Annotated in this window: 13 protein-coding genes; 8 read left to right on the forward strand and 5 right to left on the reverse strand. The window is 63.1% G+C overall.

Going from position 1 to position 13,673, the window contains the following annotated elements; genetic code table 11:
- Nucleotides 1-128: 128 nt before the first annotated feature.
- From lptB to lptC, 3 genes are read right to left on the reverse strand one after another with little or no spacing between them, the layout of a single operon-like run.
- A complete protein-coding gene (gene lptB / locus ASD01_RS12990) occupies nucleotides 129-947 on the reverse strand; it encodes an LPS export ABC transporter ATP-binding protein (RefSeq protein ID WP_034797451.1) in 819 nt (272 codons plus the stop codon).
- Nucleotides 948-959: 12 nt separating this feature from the next.
- The gene (locus tag ASD01_RS12995; protein WP_034797449.1) at nucleotides 960-1,520 is read right to left on the reverse strand and encodes an LptA/OstA family protein; all 561 of its coding nucleotides are present in this window, start codon (nucleotides 1,518-1,520) and stop codon (nucleotides 960-962) included.
- A 15-nt stretch (nucleotides 1,521-1,535) separates the two neighbouring features.
- On the reverse strand, nucleotides 1,536-2,204 hold the full coding sequence (gene lptC, locus ASD01_RS13000) for an LPS export ABC transporter periplasmic protein LptC (RefSeq protein WP_034797447.1): 669 nt from the start codon (nucleotides 2,202-2,204) through the stop codon (nucleotides 1,536-1,538).
- A gap of 263 nt (nucleotides 2,205-2,467) precedes the next feature.
- Between lptC and sppA the strand changes: the two genes are divergently transcribed.
- The 3 genes from sppA to ASD01_RS13015 all read left to right on the forward strand — a co-directional run bounded on the left by sppA (nucleotide 2,468) and on the right by ASD01_RS13015 (nucleotide 4,311).
- The gene (gene sppA / locus ASD01_RS13005; RefSeq protein ID WP_034797445.1) at nucleotides 2,468-3,427 is read left to right on the forward strand and encodes a signal peptide peptidase SppA; all 960 of its coding nucleotides are present in this window, start codon (nucleotides 2,468-2,470) and stop codon (nucleotides 3,425-3,427) included.
- A 54-nt stretch (nucleotides 3,428-3,481) separates the two neighbouring features.
- Nucleotides 3,482-3,859, forward strand: coding sequence for an integration host factor subunit beta (locus tag ASD01_RS13010; RefSeq protein ID WP_226020731.1), 378 nt, complete (start codon nucleotides 3,482-3,484; stop codon nucleotides 3,857-3,859).
- 107 nt (nucleotides 3,860-3,966) lie between these two features.
- On the forward strand, nucleotides 3,967-4,311 hold the full coding sequence (locus ASD01_RS13015) for a lipopolysaccharide assembly protein LapA domain-containing protein (RefSeq protein WP_034797442.1): 345 nt from the start codon (nucleotides 3,967-3,969) through the stop codon (nucleotides 4,309-4,311).
- Between the two features lie 61 nt (nucleotides 4,312-4,372).
- Here ASD01_RS13015 and ASD01_RS13020 read toward each other — a convergent pair whose 3' ends face one another.
- Nucleotides 4,373-4,831, reverse strand: coding sequence for an SRPBCC family protein (locus ASD01_RS13020; RefSeq protein WP_034797441.1), 459 nt, complete (start codon nucleotides 4,829-4,831; stop codon nucleotides 4,373-4,375).
- Nucleotides 4,832-5,140: 309 nt separating this feature from the next.
- Between ASD01_RS13020 and ASD01_RS13025 the strand changes: the two genes are divergently transcribed.
- From ASD01_RS13025 to olsB, 5 genes are all read left to right on the forward strand, one after another.
- The gene (locus tag ASD01_RS13025) at nucleotides 5,141-6,295 is read left to right on the forward strand and encodes a class I SAM-dependent rRNA methyltransferase (RefSeq protein ID WP_034797624.1); all 1,155 of its coding nucleotides are present in this window, start codon (nucleotides 5,141-5,143) and stop codon (nucleotides 6,293-6,295) included.
- Entirely contained in the window at nucleotides 6,292-7,152 is an 861-nt protein-coding gene (locus tag ASD01_RS13030; protein ID WP_034797439.1) for a TrmH family RNA methyltransferase, read from the forward strand. The genes ASD01_RS13025 and ASD01_RS13030 overlap by 4 nt, the downstream gene beginning before the upstream one ends.
- On the forward strand, nucleotides 7,149-7,640 hold the full coding sequence (gene lspA, locus ASD01_RS13035; RefSeq protein ID WP_034797436.1) for a signal peptidase II: 492 nt from the start codon (nucleotides 7,149-7,151) through the stop codon (nucleotides 7,638-7,640). Before ASD01_RS13030 ends, lspA begins: the two co-directional genes overlap by 4 nt.
- A 55-nt stretch (nucleotides 7,641-7,695) precedes the next feature.
- Nucleotides 7,696-9,972 (forward strand): hybrid sensor histidine kinase/response regulator, encoded by a 2,277-nt coding sequence (locus ASD01_RS13040; RefSeq protein ID WP_034797435.1) that lies wholly within the window; start codon nucleotides 7,696-7,698, stop codon nucleotides 9,970-9,972.
- 121 nt (nucleotides 9,973-10,093) lie between these two features.
- A complete protein-coding gene (gene olsB, locus ASD01_RS13045; RefSeq protein ID WP_034797430.1) occupies nucleotides 10,094-10,984 on the forward strand; it encodes a l-ornithine N(alpha)-acyltransferase in 891 nt (296 codons plus the stop codon).
- A 349-nt stretch (nucleotides 10,985-11,333) separates the two neighbouring features.
- Here olsB and ASD01_RS13050 read toward each other — a convergent pair whose 3' ends face one another.
- Nucleotides 11,334-13,619, reverse strand: a complete 2,286-nt coding sequence (locus ASD01_RS13050; RefSeq protein ID WP_034797427.1) for an NADP-dependent malic enzyme — start codon at nucleotides 13,617-13,619, stop codon at nucleotides 11,334-11,336.
- Nucleotides 13,620-13,673: the final 54 nt, after the last annotated feature.

Genomic DNA, 13,673 nt, shown 5'->3' on the forward strand with positions numbered 1-13,673 from the left:
AGAAATCTCCAGGGGCCGCGGTGCTTCTCCGGTCGCCGGTCGGGCCCTTTTCTTAATTGGCCCAAAAATTGCTTATCGGAAAGGTTTGGTCAAGCGCGTTCGCGGGCGGAATCGCCCGCGAGGCGGTCTCAGAGGCTGAAATTGTCGCCGAGATAGAGCCGACGCACGTCAGGATTGGTGACAATGTCGTTGGCGCGACCATGCGTCAGCACTTCGCCGGCATGGATAATGTAGGCGCGATCGATGAGGCCGAGCGTCTCGCGGACATTGTGGTCGGTGATCAGCACGCCGATGCCGCGCGAGGTCAGGTGCCGGACAAGCGCCTGGATGTCGGCGACCGAGATCGGGTCGACGCCGGCAAAGGGCTCGTCGAGCAGCATGAAGGTCGGGTCGGTAGCAAGCGCGCGGGCGATTTCGAGACGGCGGCGTTCGCCGCCGGAAAGCGCGATCGCCGGCGACTTGCGCAGATGCGTGATGTTGAACTCGCCGAGCAGGTCGTTGAGCTTGCTTTCGCGCCGCTCCAGGTTCTTGTCGTGAACTTCGAGCACGGCGCGGATGTTCTCCTCGACCGTCAGCCCGCGGAAGATCGACGCTTCCTGCGGCAGGTAGCCGACGCCGAGGCGTGCACGCCGGTACATCGGCATGGTCGTCACGTCATTGCCGTTGATCTCTATCGAACCCTCGTCGACGGGGACGAGGCCGGTGATCATGTAGAAGCAGGTGGTCTTGCCGGCGCCGTTCGGCCCGAGCAGGCCCACGGCCTCGCCGCGCCGCACCACCAGCGACACGCCGTTGACGACCCGACGCTCGCGATAGGCCTTGGTCAGTCCGCGGGCAATCAGGGTGCCGTCATAGCGCGCCTTATCGACCGCATGGCCGGAAGCGACCGCAGTGGTCGCCGACGGCTTGCGGACGCGTTTGCGCTTGTGGAGGAAGGGAAGTTGCACGAGCGGTCTACGTCAGTTCGTCTTGCGGGACTTCGGGTCGAGCTGGATCTGCACGCGGCCGCCGCAGGCTTCGAGCTGGGCCTCACCGGTTTCCATCTGGACGTTAAGCTGGCAGCCGACGAAGACGTTCTTGCCTTCGGAGAGAACGACCTTGTCGCCCTTGAGAACGAAGACCTGCTTGGTCATGTCGAACGAGCCGGTATCGGCCGTCGCCTGCTGCGTGCCGGAGCTCAGGAACACCTTTTCGCTGACCTCGATACGGTCGATGTCGGCGTCGCCGCTCGAAACCGAGCCGCCGCCGGACTTGTAGAAGACGACCATATTGCCGGCCTGCAGCGTCGTCGTGCCCTGCACGACCTTGACGTTGCCGGTGAAAATCGCCTTGCTTTCCGGGTCCTTGATTTCGAGCTTGTCGCTCTCGATCTGGATCGGCTTGTCGTTGGACAGCTCAAGGCCCTTCATCTTGCTCGACGTGGCCTGCGCAAAAGCGCCGGAGGCAATAATCAAAGCGCCCGCTCCGGCAATGGCCAGGCTGGCGGAAATCTTGAAAAATGATGCGGTTGTGACCGACATGGAGTGCACCGGGTCCTATTTCGCGTTTTTGCGGATGGCGGCGGGCTCGACGTTCACCCTCACCATACCCTCGAAAATTACAATACGTCCCTTATCCGTCATTCGCAGCGTCTGCGCAATGATCGAACCACCCTTCATGCTGATCGCAACGGGCTGCTTCGTTTCCATCTCGCCGGCATTGATGTCCAGATAGGCCGACTGGAAGTCGGCGTTGATGCCATTATTGACGGAAATGGTGAACGGGGCGTTCATGTCGAGCGTATTGGCGCCGCGATCATAGATGCCGTTGGTGGCGTCGACGGTCGCTATCATCGAATCCTTCATCGGCATTTCTGCATGGATCGTCTGCAGCGTGATGATGTCGGGGTTGGCGATATCCTGAAGCGCCCGCTGGGCCTTCATCGAGTAGCTGATGCCCTGCTTGTTGCGACCGGAGATCGCCGGATTCTTCATGACGATCTTGCCGTCCTCGATCGTCGCGGTCTCGATCTGCAGGTCGACGGGCATGAACGCGCGCACGAAGGACACGGCGGCAAAAATGACGGCAATGACGCCGGCGATGATCGGCAGGATGATCTTCAGGCGGCGCACGCGCGCGGAATGCCGTGCGGCGAGCGCATAGGCGTCGGCGGAGCTCGCACCCGTATCGGCAAAGATGCCCGGGGCTGGCGCGTGGTTCAACATGGAAGGGCCTGTCGGTTCTACTGCTTTTGTCGCTGACCCAACGTGGGGGTCATTTACATACATTGGTGTAAGTCGTCGCAAATATGGATATTTTTTGCTGACGCACAATGGCGCCGCAAAAAAACTCGGGTGAAGCGCAAAAACGCCAGCCGCGGCTTTCAACCGTGGTCAAGCGCGTCTATGGAATATGCCTCTTCGCGCGCAGATAGCACGTTCCCGCGGAAACTGACAGAAGCAGCGCCAACAAATCGGGAGAAACCCACATGGACGAACTCGCCATCGCCGATCGCCGCAGCCTGCGCCGGAAGTTGAGCTTCTGGCGCTTTGTGGTCGCGGGGCTGCTTCTCCTCGTCGCGCTCGCGATCTTTGCCTGGTCCGGGGCTGCCGACGACGTCGGCCACAACAGGCAGCATGTGGCGCGCGTTGCCATCACCGGCCTGATCCAGGATGACCGCGAACTGCTCGAGCGCCTGCAGAAGATTGCCGACAACGATAGCGTCAAGGCGCTGGTCGTGACCATTTCATCGCCGGGCGGCACCACCTATGGCGGCGAGGTTATCTATAAGGCGATCCGCAAGGTGGCGGCCAAGAAGCCGGTCGTTTCCGACGTGCGCACGCTTGCCGCCTCGGCGGGCTACATGATCGCGCTCGGCGGCGATACGATCGTTGCCGGTGAGAGCTCGATCACCGGCTCCATCGGCGTCATCTTCCAGTATCCGCAGGTCAAGGAGTTGATGGACAAGCTCGGCGTCTCCCTGGAATCGATCAAGTCGCGGCCGCTGAAGGCGGAACCTTCGCCCTTCCATCCGGCGAGCGACGAGGCGAAGGCCATGATCCAGTCGATGATTGACGACAGCTACGCCTGGTTCGTCGACCTGGTTGCCGACCGCCGCAAGTTGCCGCGTCCGGATGCGTTGCTGCTCGCCGACGGACGCATTTTCACCGGTCGCCAGGCGCTAAAGGCCAAGCTCGTCGACAAGCTCGGCGGCGAGGACGAAATTCGCGCCTTCCTCACGGAGAAAAAGGTGTCGAAGGACCTGCCGATCGTCGATTGGGAAGCCCCCCGCAAGACCCTGCCTTTTGGCCTCGGCGCGCTGGTCGGCAACTGGATCAAGATGTTGGGATATGACGCTTTTCCGGCAATGAGCGGGCTCGAAAAAATTGCAGGCGACAAGTTGTTTCTTGACGGTCTTGTTTCGGTTTGGCAGGTTGATGGCCAATGAGCAAGGCGACATATACCCAGCCTGAGCCGTCGAGCGATGTCGGTGATTTTGCAAATGCCGCGCACCGCCTTGCGGAAATCACAATGCAGACCGAAAAAGCAAAACAAACAAGAATTTGAGGGGGCGACAGTGATCAAGTCAGAACTGGTGCAGATTGTTGCGGCTCGCAATCCGCATCTCTACCACCGCGACGTCGAAAATATCGTCAACGCGGTCCTCGATGAGATCACCGACGCGCTCGCTGCAGGCAACCGGGTCGAACTGCGTGGCTTCGGCGCCTTCTCGGTCAAGAACCGGCCGTCGCGGTCGGGGCGCAACCCGCGCACCGGCGATTCCGTTTTTGTCGAGGAAAAATGGGTACCGTTTTTCAAGACCGGCAAGGAACTGCGCGAGCGGCTCAACCCGGGCATGAACGGCGAAGACGAGGATTGATCATCCTTGGCGGTCGCCAGAGACCCCTAACGACCCCTTTTATACGAGGCCCGTTGCCGGCAAGCGTCCGGCAAAGCGCACGGGCGTCGGTGAGATGGAGCGATTGAATGTTCAAGAAACTGATCAACATCGTTGTTCTCGTGCCGGTCGCTATCATCCTGATTGTGCTGAGCGTGGCCAACCGCCAGAGCGTAACGCTGGCGCTGAACCCCTTCCGGCCGGAAGACAGCGTGCTTTCCGTGAGCGCGCCGTTCTTCGTCTTCCTGTTCCTTGCGGTCATCGTCGGCGTCATCCTCGGTGCCGCCGCGACCTGGTTCAGCCAGGGCAAGTACCGGCGGCGCGCGCGCAACGAGGCGAACGAAGCAGTGAAGTGGCACCGCGAGGCGGAGAAACACCGCAGCCAGGCGGAAAAGCTCGCAACCCAGGCGACGCTCGCAGCGCCGCAGAACTGATCAGAAGTTCACAAGCCTGCGAAGACCGAGACGGGGCGCCCGTTCGGTCCGCGTCGCCTCTTTAGCTCGCAGCTTCCGCCGTACCGCCGACGGCGGCGCTAAAATCGGCGAAGAATTGCTGCGCCAGTTTCTTGGCGGTTGAGTCGATCAGGCGCGAGCCGAGCTGCGCGAGCTTGCCACCGATCTCCGCCTTGACGTCGTAATGCAGCACCGTTTCGTCCCCGTCCGCTGTTAAGGCGACGTCGGCGCCGCCCTTGGCAAAGCCGGCGATGCCGCCCTTTCCTTCGCCCGAGATCGTATAGCTCTGCGGCGGATTGAGATTGGAGAGCACGACATTGCCGGTGAAGGAGGCCGAGACCGGGCCGATCTTGATCTTCACCACGGCCGCAAGCTCGGTTGGCGACGTCATCTCCAGCGACTGGCACCCGGGAATGCATCGCTTGAGGATTTCCGGGTCGTTGAGGCCGCGCCACACCGCGTCGCGCCCAGCCGCAATCCGCTCTTCGCCGGTCATGTCCATGCGTTTTCCTCCCCCCATGCGACGCCGCGCGCCCGATATCGACGCGCAAATGTCGCTTCGACACACTAGACCTGCCGCGGAATTTTGTCGCGAAGCCGGTTCCAGCCCAAGAAAATTCGCAGCGGGTTCTTGCGCGTTATCTTCGCAAAACGGAAACGGCTTTGCCAAGAGCATCAGCGATGCTATTTGCAGCTTCAAGAGATGCCGCGGCTTCAGGCTGCGGCGACAAACCTCATGGCGTCCGCCGGCCCGTCCCGGATACTGCGCAGGCAGGCGGCCCATGCACTAACAAAGCCCAGGGATTTCAGCGTGAAGGAAAAGGACCGGCGGTCGAAGAATGCCTCCGTGACGACGGCCAAGGGCCGTGGTGCCGAAGCGCGTGGCGGCGGCCGCCACGATCAGAAACGTTCGGCACCGCCGAAGGGCGGCGGCTTCAAGGAACGGCCGGCGCGACCGGCGGCAGCACAGACGGCGGAGACGCGCGAGAAGCCAGCAAAACATACGCCTGCACAGGAAACGCCGGCGCGGGTGATCGCGCGGCGAACGGGGGAAAAGCCGGCCGAGCGCATACCGCTCATTCTCGAAACGTCGGACGCATCCGGCTATCACCTGATCGACAGCGGCGCCGGCGAAAAACTTGAGCAATACGGTCCCTACCGCATCGTGCGCCCCGAGGCGCAGGCGCTCTGGCCGCGCAGCCTGCCCGATAGCGTCTGGGAAAAAGCCGACGCGATCTTCACCGGCGACACCGACGAAGACGGCATGGGGCGCTGGCGCTTTCCTGGCGCCGTGCTCGGCGAGACCTGGCCGATGCAGCTTCTCGGCACCGATTTCCACGGTCGCTTCACCTCGTTCCGCCATGTCGGTGTGTTCCCGGAACAGCTCGCGCACTGGAGCTGGGTGAAGGATCAGGTGGAAAGGGCTGGGCGGCCGCTGAAGGTGCTGAACCTCTTCGGCTACACCGGCGTCGCCTCGCTGATCGCCGCCAGGGCCGGCGCCGAGGTGACCCATGTCGACGCCTCCAAGAAGGCAATCGGCTGGGCGCGCGAAAACCAGCAGCTGGCGCGGGCCGAAAACCTGCCGATCCGCTGGATCTGCGACGATGCGATGAAGTTCATCCAGCGCGAAGAGCGCCGCGGCAGCCGCTACGACATCATCCTGACCGACCCGCCGAAGTTCGGCCGCGGGCCGAACGGCGAGGTCTGGCAGCTTTTCGACCATCTGGCGGCGATGCTCGACATCTGCCGCGAGATCCTGTCGCCGGAGGCGCGCGGCCTGGTGCTGACGGCCTATTCGATCCGGGCGAGCTTCTACTCGATCCATGAACTGATGCGCGAGACGATGCGCGGCCACGGCGGCCGGGTGGAGTCGGGCGAGCTCATCATCCGCGAGGGCGGGCTTGACGGCCGCGAGCCGGGCAGGGCGCTTTCGACCTCACTCTTCAGCCGCTGGGTACCGCAATGACGAACGACAGAAGCGAACACGGCACCGGTCGTGTCGGTCAGGTGAAGGAGGTCACGAGCCTCACCAACCCGATCATCAAGGACATCCGCGCGCTGACGCAGAAGAAGCACCGCGACGAGACGCGCTCCTTCATGGCCGAGGGCCTGAAGCTGGTGATCGACGCGCTCGACCTTGGCTGGAAGATCAAGACGCTGATCTATGCCAAGGCGGCCAAGGGCAAGCCGCACGTGGAGCAGGTGGCGGCAAAGACCTTCGCCAAGGGCGGCCTGGTGCTGGAAGTCAGCGAGAAAGTGCTGTCGACGATCACGCGGCGCGACAATCCTCAGATGGTCGTCGGCATCTTCGAGCAGCGTTACCAGTCGCTGAAGGACCTGGAGCCGCAGCTGGGCGAAACCTATGTGGCGCTCGACCGCGTCCGCGATCCCGGCAACCTCGGCACCGTCATCCGCACCGCCGATGCCGCCGGCGCTTCCGGCGTCATTCTCGTCGGCGAGACCACCGATCCGTTTTCGCTCGAAACCGTGCGTGCGACCATGGGCTCGGTCTTTGCCATGCCGGTGGCGCGCGCCAGCGTCGAGGACTTCATCCGCTGGCAGAAATCCGCCGGCGTGAAGGTCGTCGCGACCCATCTCGCCGGCGCTGTCGACTATCGCACCATTGACTACAAGACCAAACCGGTCGTGCTTCTGATGGGCAACGAGCAGTCGGGTCTGCCGGAGGAACTCGCTCGAGAAGCCGGTGCGCTTGCCCGCATCCCGCAGGCCGGCCGCGCCGACTCGCTCAATCTGGCGATTGCCACCGGCATCATGCTGTTCGAGGCGCGCCGCCACCTTCTGACCCTGGATGCCCGCGCATGAGCGAGAAGCAGGTGCTGTTTTCGCGGCCGCTGCCGATCGCGGTCTTCATCGTCTTCGCGCTCATCGCCGACCAAATAATCAAGTATCTGGTCGAGCTTTACCTGCCCTTCAATCAGGCGGTCCATGTCGTGCCGATGCTGGCGCTCTACCGCACCTACAACTACGGCGTCGCCTTCTCGATGCTGTCGGGCATGGAGGGCTGGTTCATCGTCGGCATGCGGCTCACCGTCTGCGCCTTTGTGCTCTGGCTGTGGAAGCGCACGCCGAAGGATCGGTTCTTCGCCCATTTCGGCTATGCGCTGATCATCGCCGGCGCGCTCGGAAACCTCGTCGACCGGCTGCTCTTCGGCTACGTCATCGACTACATCCTGTTCTATACGGAGACGTGGTCTTTCGCCGTCTTCAATCTGGCCGATACCTTCATCACCATCGGTGCCGGCGCGATCATTCTTGACGAACTATTGCACGCGAAAAAAGCGGATCGCTAAGATTTTATCGAAGCCTTGAAGCCATTCGGAACGCCTGTCGTGTTAGCCGGAACGCATGAGCGAACCGTCACGACTGCTAGAGCGGATCGAAACCGGCTTCAGGAGAGACGCCCGGGCGGGTAAGGCTGCGTCGGTTTCGGCGCTTCCGCTCGATGGGCCGGCGTCCCGTCAGGTGTCGGCGCAGCCGGCTTCCGGCGCGCGCTCTGCGCTTAGTTACGTATCCATGGCGCTGCTCGGCCTGGTCGCTTCCGGCCTTGTCCTCGTCGTCGGCATGACTGCCGGCTTCCACCTGTTCGCCGCGGCGATTGCCGCGGCCGGCGTGGTCGGTGCGCTTTTGCTCGCCGTCGAAGCCATCCGCGCGTTTGATAGCGTGCCGGTTTCCGATGAGGTGGAGCGGGACCAGGATTGGCACCGCTCCGAAACCTCGGCGTTGCTTTCGACCATTCACGATGCGCTGGGTGACCTTGCGATCATGCGCGGCATGGACGGAAAGATCGTCCACGCCAATGCTGTCTTCCATCAGGTCTGCGGCCGGTCGGATGTCCGGGGCATGGCCTGCGGCGCCCTCGGCCTGAGCTTCGAGCCGAAGGCTGCGCCCAATCATTACCTCGTGCGCATCGCCGCGGCCGAAGGCATCCGCCTTTTCGATTGGCATGACGTGATCGCCCGCGATCCGGCGAGCGGCAAGCTCATGCGTCACAGCATTGCGCGTGATGTCACCGAGGAAGCGCGCGCCGCGCGCGAGCGTGAGGCGGCGCGCCGGCGGGCCGAGGAGGCGAGCCAGGCAAAGTCGCGGCTGCTCGCCACCGTCAGCCACGAGATCCGCACGCCGCTTTCGGGCATTCTCGGCATGAGCCATCTGCTCGGCCAGACCCGCCTGTCGAGCGAGCAGCAGAACTATCTCGCCGGCATGCAGCAATCCGGCCACGCTCTGGTCCAGCTCGTCGAAGACCTGATCGACTTCTCGTCGCTTTCAGCCGGCCGCTTCCAGTTTCGCCCCAGCCGCCAGGATCCGCGCGGCGTGATCGAGAGCGTCGTGGAAATGCTCTCCAATCGCGCCCACGAGAAGGGCATCGAGATCGGCGCCACCGTTTCCGTCGACGTGCCCGCGCTGATGGCTTTCGACGCGGCGCGCCTGCGCCAGGTGCTCTTCAACGTCATCGGCAACGCGGTCAAATTCACGGAAGTCGGCGGCGTCTTCGTCAGCGCCGACACGATCGAGGATTGCGTGCGGATCCGCATCGACGATACGGGGCCGGGCATGTCGCCCGACGACCTGAAGCGCATCTTCGAGGAATTCGAGCAGGCCGGCAACGACGAGCAACGCGCCAAGGGCACAGGGCTAGGCCTCGCGATCTCCAGGCGCATCATGCAGGCCTGCGGCGGCAGTCTCACGGCCGCAAGCGCGCCCGGCCGCGGCAGCCGCTTTGAAATCCGCCTGCCGCTTGCCGAAGTCGAGGCGATTGCGTCGGAGCGCCGCTCCACCCTCGCCGGGTCGCATGTGCTGGTCATGGCTCCCGATGGCCCGGCCTCGGCGGCGCTGGCGGCAACCATCGCGACGCTTGGCGGGCGCTGTCATCGCGCAACGACGCTTGCCGCAGCCCAGCATGTTCTTGCCGATGTGCAGGCAGGTGGCGCGCCACTCACCGACGTGATCGTCGACCACCGGCATGCGCAGCAGTACGAGCAGCTCCTCGCACTCCAGCCGGCCATCGGCCGGCTGGAGGTTCGCCGTACCTATCTGATCAATCCGGAGGAGCGCAACAGCCACCCTGTCAACCAGATGGATGGCTACGAGGCCTGGCTGATCCGGCCCTTGCGCGAAAAGTCGCTGATCGAAGTGCTGCTCGGGCGCCTGAAGGGCATCGAAAAACGCGACGCGATCAACGACAACAGGCCGGTCCTGCGCGAGGAGCCCGCCGTTGAACCCGTCCGCCGGCCGGGACACGGCATCCTGCTGGCCGAGGACGATCCGATCAATGCGTTGATCATCCGCACGCTGTTGCAGCGTTCGGGACACGCGGTGCAGCTCGTCAGCGACTTCGCGGGGGTCGCCGAGACGCTGCGAGCCCCTGCCGGAAACGCCTTGCCGGAGCTTCTCGTCACCGACCTCAATATGCCGGGTGGCGACGGGCTTTCCATGATGCGGCACATCCGTAATGACGAGGCAATACGCTCCTTGCCAAGGTTGCCGGTCATCGTGCTGACTTCCGATATCCGCGAGGATATGCGCGACCGCCTGCTTGCCGCCGGCGCCGATGTGGTGTTGGCGAAACCGGCCGACCCGCAGGTGCTGACCTCGGAGATCGCGCGTCTGCTGCGCAAACGGTAACTCTTGCGATGGTTACGGTATTGATCGGGCGGCGGGGGTTGTACGCAACTTTCATGTCACTATGTTGTTGCAGAAACGTGGTCTAAGCCCCCGCAGACAGATTTGATTCGGGATAACGCGGATGGCCATCGAGCTACTGGATTCAGCGAACGTGGTTGACACTTCTCAGGCTTGCATCGGCACGAAAGCTGCCGTCCCGACGACCGACGTGCTTGGCCGGATCGCCAATCTTGAGACGCGCCTTGCCCGCACGGCATCGGAAATCGATGCTGCCCAGGCCGTGCGCTACAAGGTTTTCGTCGAGGAGATGAAGGCGCAGGTCGGCCCCGAGGCCGATCGGCGCAAGCGTGACGTCGACAGCTGGGACGCGATCTGCGACCACCTGCTGGTTCTCGACACCTCGATCGAAGGCGACGCCGAAGATCAGATCGTCGGGACATACCGGTTGCTGCGCCAGGATGTGGCTGAGCGCTCCGGCGGCTTTTACTCGTCTTCCGAATTCGCGATCGACGCGCTTCTCGCCCGTCATCCGACCAAGCGCTTCATGGAGCTCGGCCGCTCCTGCGTCCTGCCGGACTACCGGACCAAGCGCACGGTCGAACTCCTGTGGCAGGGCAATTGGGCCTATGCGCTCAAATACGGCATGGACGCGATGTTCGGCTGCGGTTCGTTCCCGGGTGTCGTTCCGGCCGAGCATGCGCTGGCGCTGTCCTTCCTGCACCACAACATCCGCGCCCGCGACGACTGGGCCGTCAGCGCACGGCCCGAGCTGCACCGGACGATGGATTTGATGCCGGCCGAGGCGATCAATGCCAAGAAGGCGCTCGCCGCTCTGCCGCCGTTGATCAAGGGCTATATGCGCCTCGGCGCGATGGTCGGCGATGGCGCCGTGGTCGATCATGCGTTCCGCACCACCGACGTTCTGATCGTTTTGCCGATCAGCAATATCTCGGGCCGCTACCTCAACTACTACGGCGCAGATGCCGGACGTTTCGGTGGCGCCGCCTCCTGACCGGGTCCCGGTGAGGTTAACCAATTATTAATGATGGATTTGACTTTCAAGGTCGAAAGAGAGACATGTATTGTCATGTTCTTCTCTAATTTCATGACGAACGAATAGAGAAAATAAATGGAGAAACTGCCGATCTTCCGGGGGTCGACAGGTATATGGTTCCCAAGACTCCGTCTTTCATTACCTTAAACATAAATGCATTGCCTGTTATTAAGCCCGCCTCCTTTTCGGAAAGCGGGCTTTTCTTCTTTATAGTTGTATCGAATTGCTACCAATCGGGGTCGCGCGTTGACCCGAATGAAGGCGGCTGCACCAAAATGAAGCAGCCGCCGGACCGGCAATGCCGGTCCTACATGCCGGCGTTGTAGGCCGCGATCGCCGCCATGTTGACGATGTCGGAATCCTTGGCCGACATCGAGACGATCTGGATCGACTTGTCGAAGCCGACGAGCAGCGGGCCGATCACCGTCGAGCCGCCGAGTTCCTGCAGCATCTTGGTCGAAATCGATGCCGAGTGGAACGCCGGCATCACGAGCACGTTTGCCGTGCCCGAGAGGCGGCAGAACGGGTATTGCTCCATGACGCGAGCATTGAGCGCCACGTCGGCGGCCATCTCGCCGTCATATTCGAAATCGACGCGGCGCTTGTCGAGGATATTGACCGCTTCGCGCACCCGCTCAGAGCGTTCGCCCTGGGGATGGCCGAAGGTGGAATAGGCAAGCATTGCCACGCGCGGCACGTAGCCAAGCCGCTTGGCGAGGCCGGCTGCTTCCTCGGCGATATCGGCAAGCTCCTCCGAAGAGGGCATGTCGTGAACCGCCGTGTCGGCGACGAGCACCGTGCGGCCGCGGCAAAGCGCGATCGAGACGCCGATGACGCGGTGGCCGGGCTTCGGGTCGATGCAGCGACGCACGTCTTCGAGTGCCGTCGAATAATTGCGGGTCAGGCCCGTCACCATGCCGTCGGCATCACCGAGCGCCACCATGCAGGCGGCGAAGTGGTTGCGGTCGTTGTTGATCAGGCGCTGGGCGTCGCGGAAGAGGAAGCCCTTCCGCTGCAGGCGGGCATAGAGATAGTCCGTATAGGCGCCGACGCGCTTGGAAAGCCGCGCATTGACGATCTGGATGCCGGGGCGGTCGAGGTCGATGCCCTCGCGCTCTGCCGTCTCGCGCATGCGCTCCTCGCGGCCGAGCAGGATGGCGGTGCCAAGCTGCTGGTTGGCATACGCGATTGCAGAACGCATGACCTGCACCTCTTCGCCCTCTGCAAAGACGATGCGCTTCGGCTGGCGCCGGACGCGCTCGTAGATGCGCTGCAGCGTCGAGGCGATCGGGTCGCGGCGGGCGGAGAGTTGCCGGCCATAGGCTTCGAGGTCGGTGATCGGTTTGCGGGCGACGCCGCTTTCCATCGCCGCCTTCGCAACCGCCATCGGGATCGCCGAAATCAGCCGCGGGTCGAAGGGGACCGGGATGATGTATTGCGGACCGAAACGCGGACGGTTGCCCTGGTAGGCTGCGGCGACATCGTCAGGAACGTCTTCCTTGGCAAGGCTCGCCAGCGCTTCAGCCGCTGCGATCTTCATCTCGTCGTTGATGGTCGTCGCGCGCACGTCTAGCGCGCCACGGAAGATATAGGGGAAGCCGAGCACGTTGTTGACCTGGTTCGGATAGTCAGAACGGCCGGTGGCGACGATCGCGTCGTCGCGGATGCGGGCGACTTCTTCCGGCGTGATTTCCGGATCCGGGTTGGCCATGGCGAAGATGATCGGCCGCGGCGCCATCGAGCGCACCATGTCTTCCGAAAGGGCGCCCTTGGCCGAGAGGCCGAAGACCACGTCGGCGCCGTCGAGCGCTTCGGCGAGCGTGCGGCGCTCGGTCTTGACCGCATGCGCCGACTTCCACTGGTTCATGCCCTCGGTGCGGCCTTCGAAGATCACGCCCTTGGTGTCGCAGAGGATGATGTTGTCAGAGGCAAAACCCATCGACTTGATGAGCTCGATGCAGGCGATTGCCGCCGCACCCGCACCGTTGCAGACGAGCTTCGTCGTCTTGAAGTCGCGACCGGTCAAGGCCAGCGCGTTGATGAGGCCGGCTGCGGCGATGATCGCCGTGCCGTGCTGGTCGTCATGAAACACCGGGATGTCCATGACCTCGCGCAGCTTCTGCTCGATGATGAAACAGTCCGGTGCCTTGATGTCTTCGAGGTTGATGCCGCCGAAAGAGGGCCCGAGGAAACGCACGCAGTTGATGAACTCGTCGACGTTTTCGGTATCGACTTCAAGGTCGATGGAGTCGACGTCGGCAAAGCGCTTGAACAGCACGGCCTTGCCTTCCATGACAGGCTTTGACGCAAGTGCGCCGAGGTTGCCGAGGCCGAGAATGGCCGTGCCGTTCGAGATCACGGCCACCATGTTGCCGCGCGTCGTGTAGTCATAGGCGGTGTTGGGGTCCTCGGCGATCGCCTTCACGGGGACTGCGACGCCCGGAGAATAGGCAAGCGACAGGTCGCGCTGGGTGGCCATCGCCTTGGTGGGAGAAATCTCCAGCTTTCCGGGACGACCCTGCGAGTGAAAATCGAGCGCTTCCTGCGCGGTGACGCTCGTCATGGTGCGATCGGTCTTGTCGGTGGCCGGCATGTTTCCTCAATCCTCCTGTGGGCGAGCCTTGCGGCGCGCCTCTTTATGGTTGTC

The organism is Ensifer sp. Root423 (assembly GCF_001426275.1).
In the GTDB taxonomy this organism is placed as follows: domain Bacteria; phylum Pseudomonadota; class Alphaproteobacteria; order Rhizobiales; family Rhizobiaceae; genus Ensifer; species Ensifer adhaerens.